This window comes from Calothrix sp. UHCC 0171 (genome assembly GCF_034931845.1).
Classification (GTDB): Bacteria; Cyanobacteriota; Cyanobacteriia; order Cyanobacteriales; family Nostocaceae; genus Brunnivagina.
Map to the genome: position 1 here is coordinate 110,340 of NZ_JAYGHN010000018.1, position 13,111 is coordinate 123,450.

The 13,111-nt window shown below is 41.0% G+C and carries 13 protein-coding genes; 6 read left to right on the top strand and 7 right to left on the bottom strand.

What is annotated here, in order from left to right; genetic code table 11:
- On the top strand, positions 1 to 189 hold a 189-nt coding region (locus VB733_RS15365; protein WP_323340926.1), incomplete at its 5' end, for a hypothetical protein.
- A 7-nt stretch (positions 190 to 196) separates the two neighbouring features.
- Here VB733_RS15365 and VB733_RS15370 read toward each other — a convergent pair.
- The 3 genes from VB733_RS15370 to ntcA all read right to left on the bottom strand — a co-directional run bounded on the left by VB733_RS15370 (position 197) and on the right by ntcA (position 3,252).
- Positions 197 to 646: a pre-16S rRNA-processing nuclease YqgF gene (locus tag VB733_RS15370; protein WP_323340927.1), complete on the bottom strand. Its 450-nt coding sequence runs from the start codon at positions 644 to 646 to the stop codon at positions 197 to 199.
- Between the two features lie 145 nt (positions 647 to 791).
- Positions 792 to 2,285, bottom strand: coding sequence for a DUF3084 domain-containing protein (locus VB733_RS15375; RefSeq protein WP_323340928.1), 1,494 nt, complete (start codon positions 2,283 to 2,285; stop codon positions 792 to 794).
- 295 nt (positions 2,286 to 2,580) lie between these two features.
- Positions 2,581 to 3,252, bottom strand: coding sequence for a global nitrogen regulator NtcA (gene ntcA / locus VB733_RS15380; protein ID WP_010998529.1), 672 nt, complete (start codon positions 3,250 to 3,252; stop codon positions 2,581 to 2,583).
- Between the two features lie 815 nt (positions 3,253 to 4,067).
- On the opposite strand from ntcA, the gene fabI reads away from it, so the two are divergent.
- Both fabI and hisB read left to right on the top strand, forming a co-directional pair.
- Positions 4,068 to 4,844, top strand: coding sequence for an enoyl-ACP reductase FabI (gene fabI / locus VB733_RS15385; protein WP_323340929.1), 777 nt, complete (start codon positions 4,068 to 4,070; stop codon positions 4,842 to 4,844).
- Between the two features lie 141 nt (positions 4,845 to 4,985).
- Positions 4,986 to 5,615 carry an imidazoleglycerol-phosphate dehydratase HisB gene (gene hisB, locus VB733_RS15390; RefSeq protein ID WP_323340930.1) on the top strand — a complete coding sequence of 210 codons (630 nt, stop codon included), beginning with the start codon at positions 4,986 to 4,988 and terminating at the stop codon, positions 5,613 to 5,615.
- 118 nt (positions 5,616 to 5,733) lie between these two features.
- Here hisB and VB733_RS15395 read toward each other — a convergent pair whose 3' ends face one another.
- The 3 genes from VB733_RS15395 to VB733_RS15405 all read right to left on the bottom strand — a co-directional run bounded on the left by VB733_RS15395 (position 5,734) and on the right by VB733_RS15405 (position 9,433).
- The gene (locus VB733_RS15395) at positions 5,734 to 6,345 is read right to left on the bottom strand and encodes a LysE family translocator (protein WP_323340931.1); all 612 of its coding nucleotides are present in this window, start codon (positions 6,343 to 6,345) and stop codon (positions 5,734 to 5,736) included.
- Between the two features lie 14 nt (positions 6,346 to 6,359).
- Positions 6,360 to 7,964 (bottom strand): NADH-quinone oxidoreductase subunit NuoF, encoded by a 1,605-nt coding sequence (gene nuoF / locus VB733_RS15400; RefSeq protein WP_323340932.1) that lies wholly within the window; start codon positions 7,962 to 7,964, stop codon positions 6,360 to 6,362.
- A gap of 593 nt (positions 7,965 to 8,557) precedes the next feature.
- Positions 8,558 to 9,433, bottom strand: coding sequence for a DUF6920 family protein (locus VB733_RS15405; protein WP_323340933.1), 876 nt, complete (start codon positions 9,431 to 9,433; stop codon positions 8,558 to 8,560).
- Between the two features lie 443 nt (positions 9,434 to 9,876).
- Between VB733_RS15405 and VB733_RS15410 the strand changes: the two genes are divergently transcribed.
- The 3 genes from VB733_RS15410 to VB733_RS15420 all read left to right on the top strand — a co-directional run bounded on the left by VB733_RS15410 (position 9,877) and on the right by VB733_RS15420 (position 12,805).
- Positions 9,877 to 10,536 carry a phosphoribosyltransferase gene (locus VB733_RS15410; RefSeq protein ID WP_323340934.1) on the top strand — a complete coding sequence of 220 codons (660 nt, stop codon included), beginning with the start codon at positions 9,877 to 9,879 and terminating at the stop codon, positions 10,534 to 10,536.
- 188 nt (positions 10,537 to 10,724) lie between these two features.
- The gene (gene proB, locus VB733_RS15415; protein ID WP_323340935.1) at positions 10,725 to 11,831 is read left to right on the top strand and encodes a glutamate 5-kinase; all 1,107 of its coding nucleotides are present in this window, start codon (positions 10,725 to 10,727) and stop codon (positions 11,829 to 11,831) included.
- 113 nt (positions 11,832 to 11,944) lie between these two features.
- Entirely contained in the window at positions 11,945 to 12,805 is an 861-nt protein-coding gene (locus tag VB733_RS15420; RefSeq protein ID WP_323340936.1) for a hypothetical protein, read from the top strand.
- Between the two features lie 90 nt (positions 12,806 to 12,895).
- Here the strand turns inward: VB733_RS15420 and VB733_RS15425 are convergent.
- The coding region (locus VB733_RS15425; RefSeq protein ID WP_323340937.1) for a hypothetical protein at positions 12,896 to 13,111 on the bottom strand (216 nt) is incomplete at its 5' end.

Here is a 13,111-nt window from a genome sequence, read left to right on the forward strand (position 1 = left end):
AATTGCGAATTGCGAATTGCGAATTGCGAATTGCGAATTGCGAATTGCGAATTGCGAATTGCGAATTGCGAATTGCGAATTGCGAATTGCGAATTGCGAATTGCGAATTGCGAATTGGTATTACCCCATACTGCTCGGTACAAGGGTAGAGGAAAAATGCTGACAAAACCAACTCCAGTCACTCAATAATTACTAATTACTCAGCATTTTTCCCTGTCAATCGAGCCAAATACCTCTCAATGAGCAAAATAGCGACAATATCATCAATGGGGCGTGGAGGTTGGCGCATTCCTGGGGGTAAAATCTTATTTAGTCCTGTGGGTGGAAACATTTGCCAATAGCGATCGCGTGCTTCTAAAGTAGTGTAACGCTCGTCAACTGGAATAATGTTAAATTGTTCGCCTAGTTGCGATTGTAGGTCTTTTTTCCAACGTTTTGAAGTTGTTTGATCACCCATAACCAACAGGGTAATAGGGTACTTTTCGCGGAGATTTTGAATTACACCTATGGCTGCTTCTGAGGACACAACTTCGTGGTAGCATAACTGCCGGTCTAGTCCCATTACCGCAACACCACATTTATCTTTACCGGGATCGAATCCTAGAATCATTGGTTGTGTCAGCGAAAATTGTTGTTCTGATGCCATAAATTTCAAATTTAAAGATTGGGAAATAGGAATTAGAGAATCTAAAATAATTATTTGATTTAGATCAATAGTTATTTAATGCTTACATCTTTACTTCTGCTCTGAGAAAGATTTTCAAAGATTTTGATTACAGCGATATAACAACCTATGTGCCAAAAATAACTTGACCGTTTTGAATAGCAATAAATTTGAGTCTTAATGGTCCAGCTGTAAATGTATCCTCTGCGGCGATCGCTTTTATTTCTACAGGCTGTCCGTACTGCTGCAATTGGGACAAAAACCTGAGAAATGTACTATCAATTTGAATATCATCTAAAATACCTGCATTGCGGGCGCGAAATTGGGAAGCAGAAATTAATAAATCGAGCCTTTGTCGCAACTGAGATACAGTCATTGTCTTTGAGTCTGCATTGGTTGCAGCTAAAATTTCACCACTCTTAAATACAATTTGATTTACAGAAGCATCTGTAAAAAATTCAATGGGTTTTTCTCCACGTACGTAATTTCCCGCAGAAAAGACACGGACGACGTACTGACGACCATCGCTAATTTGTTTACTGAGTTGCAGAATCCGTTCTGGAGAGACTTGCAAAATTTGGAAATCCGGGGGTAGATTGCTACCTGGTTCAGTTAATCGGGCGACTGCATTCAAATTAGCTTCTTTGAGCAATTGCACTGCCGCTTGACGCGCTCCTTCTGGTTTTTGAACACTCACCACTGCCGAGGCAATCAACTGTCCCCTTACTAATGCCAATTTCCCTAAACGCAGGTCACGGAAAGATTGGTAGTATTTTTCTAGCCGGGTAACTTCTTGTTCGAGGTAGCCTTGTTGGGTTTCAAGTTCCTTCAAACGTGATTCGCGCTGGGCAATGATTTGTTCGCGTGCGGTAATTTCAACATTACGCTTTTGAATCAATTCATCGAGCTGGGTAATTTTACGATCGCGAGATTCAATGGCATCTTGACGCTTTTGCAATTCGCGATCGCGTTTCTGAATGGCGTTTTTGGCTTCGTCGATGGTTGCCTTAGCCACATTAAAAAGTCGCTGACTTTCTGCTTTTTGCAGTGCTATCTCCTGTTGCAGCTTGTTACGTTCGTCGTAGACGCTCTGCAACTGAGATATGGCTTGTTGGTACTGGGCAACAACTTGCCCAAGTCGCGACTGTGTCCCCCGCAGTTGATTTTGGGTTTTCGCTTGTAGATCAATTGTGCGGTTGAGGGCAGTTTGGGTTTCTTTTTGCTTTTTGTTGACATCTTGGAGGTTTTTGTTAGTTTCCTCCAAGCGCTTTTGGGCTTCGGCTTGTTGAGTTTTGGCTTCGTTGAGTTCCCCCGTCACCAGATTGATTTGATTTTCGGCTCCTTTGAGTTGTTCGCGCTTGCGACGTAAATCCTTTTGGATATTTTCCAACTCAAATACACCTTTTCGTAATCCATCATCGGCGAGAAACAAAATACCTAACGTTGATGCCGAAATCCCAATACCCGTCAAAATTGTGATGACAACTGCCGTATTTTTGGGACGCAGGTTAAAAAGTGAGAGTCGCTTTTTGCCAACCCGTGTGCCGATGCGATCGCCTACGGTGGCAATAAAGCCTCCCAAAATCAGAATTGCTGTAATCAGGATGTACGCGGTGGTCATCGTTGCCTACCGAAACGTTTCCAGATACAGCCTAATACTTCTAAACCAGTTGTGTGGGGGATTAGAGATGGGCAATATCCGAATGTACTCAATTTAGAGATTTACCTCCAGTGTTGATGGGATTTATATAAAGCAAATCAGATGGGATTTGGCTAACTAATGCTAGCTTATAGCCGCCTGACAATTGAATACAAACATTTACCACCTCAATTCCCCCGGCTAATTCTCCACAAACTGGCTTAAGTTGATTGGCTTAAGTTAATTGGTTTAAGTTAATTAGCTTAAGTTGATTGGCTTAAGTAAATTGGCGACTTAAGGTGACAGGCTTGTGGACAGTGATTTTTTTCTTGTGGATTGAAATCATCTTCTTTTCGCGCAAGTCACCCAACAAGCGAGTCACGGTGACACGAGTTGAACCAATAGCCTCAGCGATGGCTTGATGCGATAGTTTCAAATCAATGGTGATGCCATCCGCACAAGGAACGCCAAAATCGCGGCAAAGAATTAATAAAAAGCTTACTAACCTTGAACCCATATCGCGGTGAGCTAGCGTTTCAATCATCATCTCTGTTTGTAATATCCGCGAAGAAAGACCCCGCAGCATCAACATCGACAATTCTGGATTTTCCTTTAGCGCTTGCTCGACTTGTTCAATGGGTGCAGACAGCAACTCCACAGGGGTAAATGCAACCGCGTGGTAAAACCTGTCCGACTTATTTCCTGTTAATAAGGATAAAACGCCAAATACACTATTTTCCCGTAGTAGTGCCACCGTTATTTCTTCTCCCGCTTCGTACACCCTGGAGAGCTTTACTGCGCCTTTGAGAAGAAAATAAACTCTTTCAGCAGGATCGCCGGGAAAAAAGATGGTCTTATTACGTTCAAACGTTTCCACGACAGGTGGAAACGCTCCGGTCGCCATCTGACGAAAAACATTTGCTAGGGCTTTATCTTGTGTCACGATCATCTCCCTTCCCCTACCCAATGCCAGAAAATTAAAACAGATTACCTAAGAATACACTTGAAAAATCAATATTACATTGTCAACCTTTTTGTACTTTCCTATACTCAACCTCGCTATATCAAGCTTTACAAAGTTTATTTGTTCACCATGATACATAATTTTTGATCTTTATCGCTACTACTTTTTGATATCTATTTACAAAAACTCTTATGCGAAGCTTTTATTAAGAAAAAACCCCGATCGCCAAAAAATATCTTAAGAAATAAGTAGTTTTTGAATTGGTCATTAGGTATTGGTGATTCGGTCTCAATAATTTGTTGTTTGTGGGGTAAAAAAGACACATCAGAAAAAATCAGTGACAAGTCCAATCCAAATAATAAAAAACTATACCTTTTATCAGGGTAATTAGGACAAGCTTAAATACTTAGATACTGATTAGTTTAGAGTTTACAAAAGCTGAATCCTGACTGCGATTCTGCTGAAAAGACTTTTACTTATCTGCTATTGAGTTTATTGCTAGGTCAGAGAAATGCTTTATGAGCAAGGCTAAATACTCAGTGTTCAAGGGAAAAGTCAGTTACTCTCTTGTAACTCCAAGAATTTTTGATCCCCATATATTAAGATAATGCCTAATTTATCTATAATTACCGATTGGCGCTGGCTTGAGAATCAGATTAGGTAGAAAAATTAGGAATGAAATAAAGACAAACTATACCTCAGATTCGAGTATGCTCTAAGGAATGCGTTCGTTTTTAGCGTCGTATCTCCAAGGTGAGAACACCTATGCGTAACGTGGCTTTGTTGCTTGAAGAATACATATGCTAGACCTAACTGGAAAAAATGCCCTTGTTACAGGGATTGCCAACAACCGCTCGATCGCTTGGGGAATTGCCCAACAATTACATCAAGCCGGAGCAAATTTAGGAATTACTTACCTTCCCGACGACAAAGGCAAAATGGAGAAAAAAGTTGCTGAACTCGTTGCACCTCTAAACCCTAGTTTATTTCTTCCTTGTAATGTCCAAGACGAAGAGCAAATTCAATCAACGTTTGCCACAATTAGTGAAAAATGGGAGAAGCTAGATATACTGATTCACTGCCTAGCTTTTGCTAGTAAAGATGACTTGAGTGGCGATTTTAGTCAAACATCGCGATCGGGTTTTCGTACAGCACTAGAAATTAGTACATATTCCCTCATCCAGTTAGCGGGCGCAGCCAAACCATTAATGACTGCCGGTGGAAGTATTGTCACCCTCAGCTATCTGGGTGGTGTACGTGCCATCCCCAATTATAATGTGATGGGTGTTGCTAAAGCTGGACTCGAATGTAGTGTTCGCTATCTTGCTTCGGAACTCGGACAAAATAATATCCGCGTCAATGCTATCTCAGCTGGTCCCATCCGTACCTTAGCGTCGAGTGCTGTCGGTGGGATTTTAGACATGATTCACCATGTTGAACAAGTGGCTCCTCTACGTCGCACCGTTACCCAAACCGAAGTTGGTAACACCGCAGCATTTTTGTGCAGCGACTTATCTAGCGGTATTACTGGACAAGTGCTGTATGTTGATGCTGGATATGAAATCATGGGAATGTAATCAAAATTTTGGGGAAAGGGGAGATATAGAAATATAAAAATTATAGAAATATAAAGATATAACCTGGCGAACGTAGGAAAAATATCTGATTTTCCTCTTCTCACCTCTTCTACTCCCCCACCTCCCACTTGCCAATTAATTATGCAAAGCCTTTCTTCTCATCCCCAAACATCTAGTTTTCCCACACGTATGGCATCGGTAAGTCGTACGACTGGAGAAACTGACGTACAAGTGACCATTAATTTGGACGGAAGCGGAGTTTGTCATGCAGCTACTGGTATCCCCTTTCTCGACCATATGCTGCACCAAATTTCTTCCCACGGGTTAATTGATTTGGATGTCCGCGCCACTGGTGATTTACATATCGATGACCATCACACGAATGAAGATGTCGGTATTACTTTAGGACAAGCACTCTACAAAGCATTGGGCGACAAAAAAGGGATTGTTCGTTTTGGTAACTTTCTCGCACCCCTGGATGAAGCTTTGGTTCAAGTAGCTTTGGATTTTTCTGGTCGTCCGCACTTGAGTTATGGTCTTAATATTCCCACGCAGCGAGTTGGTACATATGATACTCAGTTGGTGCGAGAGTTTTTTGTGGCTCTTGTGAATCATAGCCAAATGACATTACATATCCGGCAACTAGATGGTATTAATTCTCACCACATTATTGAAGCCACATTTAAGGCTTTTGCACGGGCAACTCAAATGGCGATCGCAATTGATCCTCGACGAGTTGGGGTAATTCCTAGCTCTAAAGGTGTTTTGTAAATTTGAATAGGGAGGAAAAACTGGGATAATGACTTTCTAGCAGCCCGAATGTCATTATCCCTCCTCTCATTTCAAAACCCAATTTTCTTGGTGGAGTTTTTCAGCAGACCCTACTTAATTAAGCTTTGATCAACAAAAATAATCCAACCGTAATCATGACACAAGCAGCGACAGTGTTTATTTTTTTGGTGATTTGAGAACTAATCAGTAATCTGGCTCTATCTGCCATAAAGGCATAAGCAAGTTTGACACCACCGACGGCTACTATTGTAATTGCAATAATGATGATGGTATCAAAAAAAGATATTTTAGCAATATCAATAAAAGCAGGGAAAAAACCAAGGTAAAATAAGGTCGCTTTTTGATCCCCAATTGTAATCAAAAGCCCTGCCAGAAAACTTGATACTAAAGAGGATTTCACAAGTTCCTCTATCTCTATATTCCTGGGTTTTGAGCGAAATAGTCCCATTCCCAGCAAAATTAAATAAATCCCACCCAGGTATTTGCTCAGGACAAATAGACTTCCCATTGTTTCAGCTAGAAATGATAAGCCCCAAATGGCTATGATGATGAAAAAAATGTCACCAACTAATATGCCTATGGTTGTGAAAACACCATGAATAAATCCAGATGTTGCTGATCTGGTGGAGACAGTCAAGACACTGACACTAGGAATAGCAGCCAGAATTAGCATGGCAATAAATAATGCAACCATGCTGTTAAATGTCATACTTTTTTGCCCTTTTACGAACGGAGCAATGCCAAATACTCATCCCGAAAATATCGCAAAGTGCTAAACACCGGATTGGGTGCAGATTGTCCCAAACCACACAAACTCGTATACTTCACCATGTCAGATAATTCTTCTAGCAAGTCCAAATCAGGCATTGACGCTTGTCCTTCCCGAATCTTGCTCAACAATTGATACAATTGTACCGTTCCCACTCGACAGGGAATACATTTCCCGCAGGATTCATCCATGCAAAATTCCATAAAAAATTTGGCAATATCCACCATATTGATAGTTTCATCCATGACAATCATGCCACCGGAACCCATCATGGAACCAAGTTCAGTCAAGGATTCATAATCTACGGGAGTATCAAAGGCTGATGCCGGAATACATCCCCCAGAAGCTCCACCCGTTTGCACTGCTTTCGCTGTCCCATTGGCTACACCTCCCCCCATTTCCTCGACAATTTGCCGCAAGGTAGTTCCCATGGGCACTTCAATTAAGCCCATGTTGCGAATATTACCTGTCAAAGAAAATACTTTTGTGCCTTTACTTTTTTCCGTACCAATACTGGCAAAAACATCCGCTCCATTACGAATAATCCAAGGCACATTAGCAAAGGTTTCGACATTATTAATTAAAGTTGGAAATCCCCACAAACCACTCTCCGCCGGATAGGGAGGTCGGGGACGAGGTGTGCCCCGTTTACCTTCAATCGATGCCATTAAAGATGTTTCTTCGCCGCAAACATAAGCCCCTGCACCAACACGAATATCAATTCTGAAATCAAAGGGTGAGTCAAAAATGTGACTACCTAATAAACCAAGTTGTTGGGCTTGGCTAATGGCAATTTGCAAACGCTGGGTTGCTAAGGGATATTCGGCGCGGATGTAAATATAACCTTGGCTAGCACCGATCGCATAGGCGGCAATTATCATTCCTTCGATGACGCGGTGGGGATCACTTTCCAGTACGCTCCTGTCCATGAATGCGCCGGGATCACCTTCATCGGCGTTGCAAATGACAAATTTCCGTTCCCCTTTAGCCTTGGCAACGGTAGCCCATTTGACTCCTGTCGGATAACCAGCACCACCCCGTCCCCGCAACCCACTACGGGTGATTGTATCTACGACTGCACTGGGATTCATTTCCCGTAGTACCTGGAAAAGCCCTTGATAACCACCTGCGGCAATATAGGCTTGAATTCGCTCTGGATTGATTTTGCCAGTATTTTCTAGGGCGATCGCAAATTGTTTGGTAAAAAATGGATGTGTTAAATCACCACGTTGGACTGTTGTCTCTCCCCCCTGAAGTGCTGTAATAATTGATGCTGCATTATCGGGGGCAACTTTCTCATAAAGCTGACTGGGATTTTCTGGATTTGATGGTGTATCAACTCGTACTAATGGAGCTTGACAACACAAACCCATGCAACCAACTCCAGATACTTGGACTTCATTTTCCAAACCAGAGCCTGTGACAGCTGCTTCAAGTTGCTGTTGCACTGCTTGGGAGTTCACAGAGATACAACCAGCCGCAATACAGCAGCGAATTTGAATGGGTTTATCAGATTGGCGTTCCTGTTCCGCAATTTCCATTAATTCGATTAAATCCATTTGCAAAAGCCTTCCATGCTGAGATTGCTGGGGTTATTTTTCTGAGATTAAGGAAAAATATTGAGGATATTGTGAGGGAATCAAACTTTAGAAATACTACAAATCCTCCAACACCTGATAATATGTAGTTCGCCTAAATATCTATCATCAAAATTGATGTGGGGATGGGTAAATCGAGGAGATATGCAAATTTTTTAAATCTAAACACAACAACACCCAAGCTACGACTTGCCTAGTTATTTCCTCTCATTGATTTTGCCACGTAGGGATGAACTAATAGCATTAATTTCACACTCGCAGTGAAAGATAATATTTAGTTGCATTGCCCCCTCTGGACTACACTCATGAGGAAATGTAAGCTTTCGAGTTGGGTGTTGTTGTCAGTTTACGAGACAGATGATGCAACAGTTTTTCTCCTTAATTAGATTTAACTTGTTTTTCTTGACTGTTTTATCTGCCAGGGAAGCTTTTTATTAGCTTCAATTATTAAGTTAGCACTATTTCATCAAGGTGAATTGAGTTAGACAAAAAACTTTACTTTTATTAGTTTTTCAGCAAAATTAAGTTTACTTTTAGTAACAGTTAGCCAATTCCTAATGAAACTCTGCTTGTTCAATAGTACCGTGGAAAAACTCAGCATAGCGATCGCAAAGCGTCTCCTGCGGAGAATCGCTCCCAAACCACCAACCCAAACTTAACTGTGATGGAATTGTAAACCCTGCAAACTCTCGTTCAGCAAGAATTTCCCCACCAAAAGGAATGTAGGTATGCTGTCCATCTTCTGTTTGGTTTCCCCATCGCGGAAATGATATTTTCAGGGGTTTTCCATTAGAGTCAATAACTAGAGTTAAGCTAATAGGCTCATTGTCAATTTGAAAATTTGCTTGGATAGTATTGTCATCAATGGCTTTCCAACTAACATCTTTCCAATTAACAGCTTTTTGGGTATCCTGTGGCGGTAACAAAGCTGAGGGCAACCAGATAAGTTCTCCTGCGAGTCTACCAATAGAAGAACGGACAGTATCGGGATTGCGATCGCTTGCAACAGGTACAATACCCCAGAGAGAGAATTGTACTCTACCTTGAGCATTGGTGTAATAATCAGCACCAAAAAATTTAGATAGACGTTGCCCGATCGCAGCTTTCCAAACAAATCCTCTGGTTGAGAGTATTTCCGATGCTTTCATAGGCAACCATTTATCACCCAATTTAAAATTTCCTGCCATTTTCAACTCCACGGAATTAGCTAAGGGAGTTCCGGGGGTAATTGCGTGTAAAAAGTAGCGTTGTACTGGAGGTGGTAATTCAACAACCATATCCTGAGTGAACTTGGTTATTGTCGGTTCAGTTTCCAAAGAATGCCAAATCCGATTTACTTCACTACGATTTTTCATTTGCAAAATTACTAAGGCAACACAGGCAAGAACAATTAATGTACAAATACCAACGAGAATTTTTACTAACATCATTATTCACTCACCTAATTTCCTATTTCTCGTGAATGCTTGCAGATTTTCTGGCAATCCCAGCACTCACCATCTATAACTTGAGGAATCGCACCTGATTCTGATGGGAAAAATAGCCTTTCTGGACAAATTTAAATGCCAGCACTGTAGAACTTGCATCGTTCTGGGTTAATTAGGATTTGGAACATATACACCTCTATTTTCCAGGGAAATATTTACCCTCAATTTGATTTATAGAGGAATCATTTGAGGAAGTTGTGAGAAATAGAGTACAATTCCCAACTTTTGGTAAAACTCAAGGATATGAAAAAGGATATATTTTCCTCACAAAATCCTCAAGCTATTGTCATAACCTAAATATTGGGGAGATATATCTTGTCATTAATCCTAATTCCCAACATCTGCCAACCAAGCCCTCTCATATCAGTAAATTGGAGGTAAGAGATATGACATTTATATTTAAAAATCGCACTCATGCAGGACAAATGTTAGCGCCAAAACTCGCAAATTACGCTCACAAACCAGAGACAATTGTAATTGGTTTAACCCGTGGAGGTGTTCCCGTTGCATATGAAATTGCCATAGCACTCAATTTGCCACTTGATATTTGTATCGTGAGAAAACTGGGTGTACCGGGCAGCGAAGAACTGGCAATGGGCGCGATCGCATCTGATGGTGTTATGGTTGTAAATGACGATATCATTCGTGAATTTCACATTTCTCAGCCAATCCTCGATGCCGTTATAGCTAGAGAACTGCGCGAATTACAACATCGAGAACGAGTTTATCGCGGCAATCTTCCACCAGTAAACTTGGTAAACAAAACAGTTATTCTTGTAGATGATGGTATTGCTACAGGTTCAACAATCCGTGCTGCGATCGCTATTATCCAACAAGAAAAACCAAAATCAATTATTGTTGCTGTTCCTGTAGCTCCAATTGAGGTTAATCAAGAGTTGCAAACTGAGGTGGATGGGGTTGTATGTGTGATAACTCCAGAACCTTTTTACAATGTGGGCTTGAGGTATGAAGACTTTTCCCAAGTCACCGATGAAGAAGTACATTATTTACTAGAGCGCTCACGTGCGAGATTTGCCGAGGTGTAGGTTGATTCGGAAATATCAATTCAATCAATATCCCCAATTTATCCATCAGTTGGGGATAAGCTGACGTGCAGCTAAACTGTACTAGGTAAGTGGAGAACAAAAATTCACAATTGAAAGTGTTGTTGTCAAACTGCTTCTAGAAGTAGTCTGACTATAATACTCAGCACTTAGCAATTACTACTTCGCCAATGCAGACTATTGTTGTTAAAATCGGAACTTCCAGCCTTACCCAACCAGAAACTGGACTACTAGCATTATCTGCGATCGCAGCATTAGCGGAAACCCTATCCCACCTACGCAGACTGGGAAATCGGATTATTTTAGTTTCATCTGGAGCTGTGGGAGTTGGCTGTGCCAGGTTGGGGTTAACAGAACGTCCAAAAAATATAGCCCTCAAACAAGCGGTTGCAGCAGTCGGGCAAGGGCGGTTAATGCGGGTTTACGACGATTTATTTACAACCCTACAACAACCCATCGCCCAAGTATTGTTGACTCGTAGTGACTTGGTACAGCGCAGCCACTATTTGAATGTTTACAATACCTTTCGGGAATTACTTGAACTGGGTGTCATCCCGATTGTCAACGAAAATGATACTGTTGCCGTCGAGGAACTCAAATTTGGCGATAACGACACACTTTCAGCATTAGTTGCCAGTTTAGTCGAGGCTAATTGGTTATTTCTTATGACCGATGTAGACCGATTGTACTCCGCAGACCCACGTTCTGTTCCCGATGCCAAACCCATCACCCTAGTCAGTAGCATCAAGGAACTTGCAGAAATGCAAGTACAAACAGGTTCCCAGGGTTCGCAGTGGGGAACTGGGGGAATGATGACAAAAATATCTGCCGCTCGCATTGCTGTGGCTGCTGGAGTTCGCACCGTCATTACTGAGGGTAAATATCCCCGCAATATCGAAAAAATCATCAACGGGGAACCTTTAGGTACTCACTTTGCACCTCAACCCGAACCAACATCTGCACGCAAACGTTGGATAGCCTATGGTTTGGTTCCTGTAGGTAAATTGTACTTGGATAATGGCGCTGCGATCGCAATTTCTGATGGTGGCAAATCTTTGTTAGCTGCGGGAATTATATTAGTTGAAGGTGAATTTGATACCCAAGAAGCGGTAGGTATTTTTGATAGTCAAGGAAATGAAATTGCGCGGGGTTTAGTGAATTATAGTAGTGAAGAATTACAAAAGATTCGCGGACGACATTCGCGAGATATTTGCGAAATTTTAGGTTATGCAGGTGTAGAAACAATTGTACATCGTGATAATTTGGTCTTGGTTTAGAAATAATTTATTGGTTAAATTTAGTTAACTTTTTGTTACATGATATAAGTTTTTCCACTTACTTAATATCTAGACTAAAATTAGATGAAAATCTCGCAAAAAACATCAAAATTATGAAAAAAAATCTATTTTTACCCAGTGCCGCTTTAATTGCTCTTTTATCGCTTACAGGTTGTGCAGAAACAAATTCAAATAATCCTAGCATTAATAATGCGGCGAGTATATCTCCAACTGTAACTCCGACTACTAATGTGGCAGCACCAGTTATAGTAACTCCCGTATCTCAAACATCTCCAACACAATTAGCCGACAAACCAGCAGTGAAAACACTAGTTCCTGGGACATACTGCTATTCGGCAAAAACAAATACCCTTGATGCACAAGCAACAGTAAAGATTAGCTCTACCAACAAAATTAACGGTACTGTACAAGCAACGATTCAAAACCCTGCTGAGAGTTACTACACTTCTTATAATCAAACTCTCACGGGAGATTTAGTTGGAGATAAAGCCAAACTTAAAATTGTCACCAAGATTGAAAACGACACTCAAAATAAACAAGAAACTTGGACAATTACTGAGTCTAATTTAAATAATGGTAGAGAATCTTTTACTAAAGTTAATTGTTCTGATATTCTCAAGATTACCTATGAAGATAACGCCACGACAGTCACAAAAAAACCTGTACGGGTAAAGTTTAATCCAGGTGCAAACTCAACTACAATCAAAAATTCCGTCATCAGAGGCGATCGCGACACCTATTTAGTCGGTGCCAAATCGGGACAGCAAATGAACATGAAAATTACTTCCTTGGAAAATAATGCTGTCTTTGATTTCATTGCGCCCGACGGTAAAACAATCAAAACGGAAGTAACGAATTGGAGTGGAAAACTGCCCACAAATGGAGATTATCGGGTTGTAGTTGGTGGGACTCGTGGTAATGCTTCCTACGAATTAACTTTGCAAATTAAGTAATATAATTACTGACAATTAAAATTTCTCCGCGTCCCCGCATCTCTAAGTCTCCATGTCGGTTTATTCTTAATTATTGTGGCGAACCTGATATTACTTCTTGACTAACTCAAATTCATGTGTCATTAGCGATAGCACTATTTTTTCTGATACGACTTCTATCAACCAACGCCCGCTAATTTCATTATTTGCCAACACCTCCTCACCACAAATAATGCCTAACTTTCCAGCTGCGTATTCTGGACTAATAATTAGGACTTCATCTCCTATTTGTGGTGTATTTAAATTGTTCAATACCTTCCCCTCAAC

What these genes read in the sequence shown, in the direction of transcription:
- proB (WP_323340935.1), top strand. Translation starts at nt 10,725, where the DNA reads ATGCAGACTATTGTTGTTAAAATCGGAACTTCCAGCCTTACCCAACCA.
- ntcA (WP_010998529.1), bottom strand. Translation starts at nt 3,252, where the DNA reads ATGATCGTGACACAAGATAAAGCCCTAGCAAATGTTTTTCGTCAGATG.
- VB733_RS15420 (WP_323340936.1), top strand. Translation starts at nt 11,945, where the DNA reads ATGAAAAAAAATCTATTTTTACCCAGTGCCGCTTTAATTGCTCTTTTA.
- fabI (WP_323340929.1), top strand. Translation starts at nt 4,068, where the DNA reads ATGCTAGACCTAACTGGAAAAAATGCCCTTGTTACAGGGATTGCCAAC.
- VB733_RS15405 (WP_323340933.1), bottom strand. Translation starts at nt 9,433, where the DNA reads ATGATGTTAGTAAAAATTCTCGTTGGTATTTGTACATTAATTGTTCTT.
- VB733_RS15375 (WP_323340928.1), bottom strand. Translation starts at nt 2,285, where the DNA reads ATGACCACCGCGTACATCCTGATTACAGCAATTCTGATTTTGGGAGGC.
- VB733_RS15370 (WP_323340927.1), bottom strand. Translation starts at nt 646, where the DNA reads ATGGCATCAGAACAACAATTTTCGCTGACACAACCAATGATTCTAGGA.
- VB733_RS15410 (WP_323340934.1), top strand. Translation starts at nt 9,877, where the DNA reads ATGACATTTATATTTAAAAATCGCACTCATGCAGGACAAATGTTAGCG.
- VB733_RS15395 (WP_323340931.1), bottom strand. Translation starts at nt 6,345, where the DNA reads ATGACATTTAACAGCATGGTTGCATTATTTATTGCCATGCTAATTCTG.
- hisB (WP_323340930.1), top strand. Translation starts at nt 4,986, where the DNA reads ATGCAAAGCCTTTCTTCTCATCCCCAAACATCTAGTTTTCCCACACGT.
- nuoF (WP_323340932.1), bottom strand. Translation starts at nt 7,964, where the DNA reads ATGGATTTAATCGAATTAATGGAAATTGCGGAACAGGAACGCCAATCT.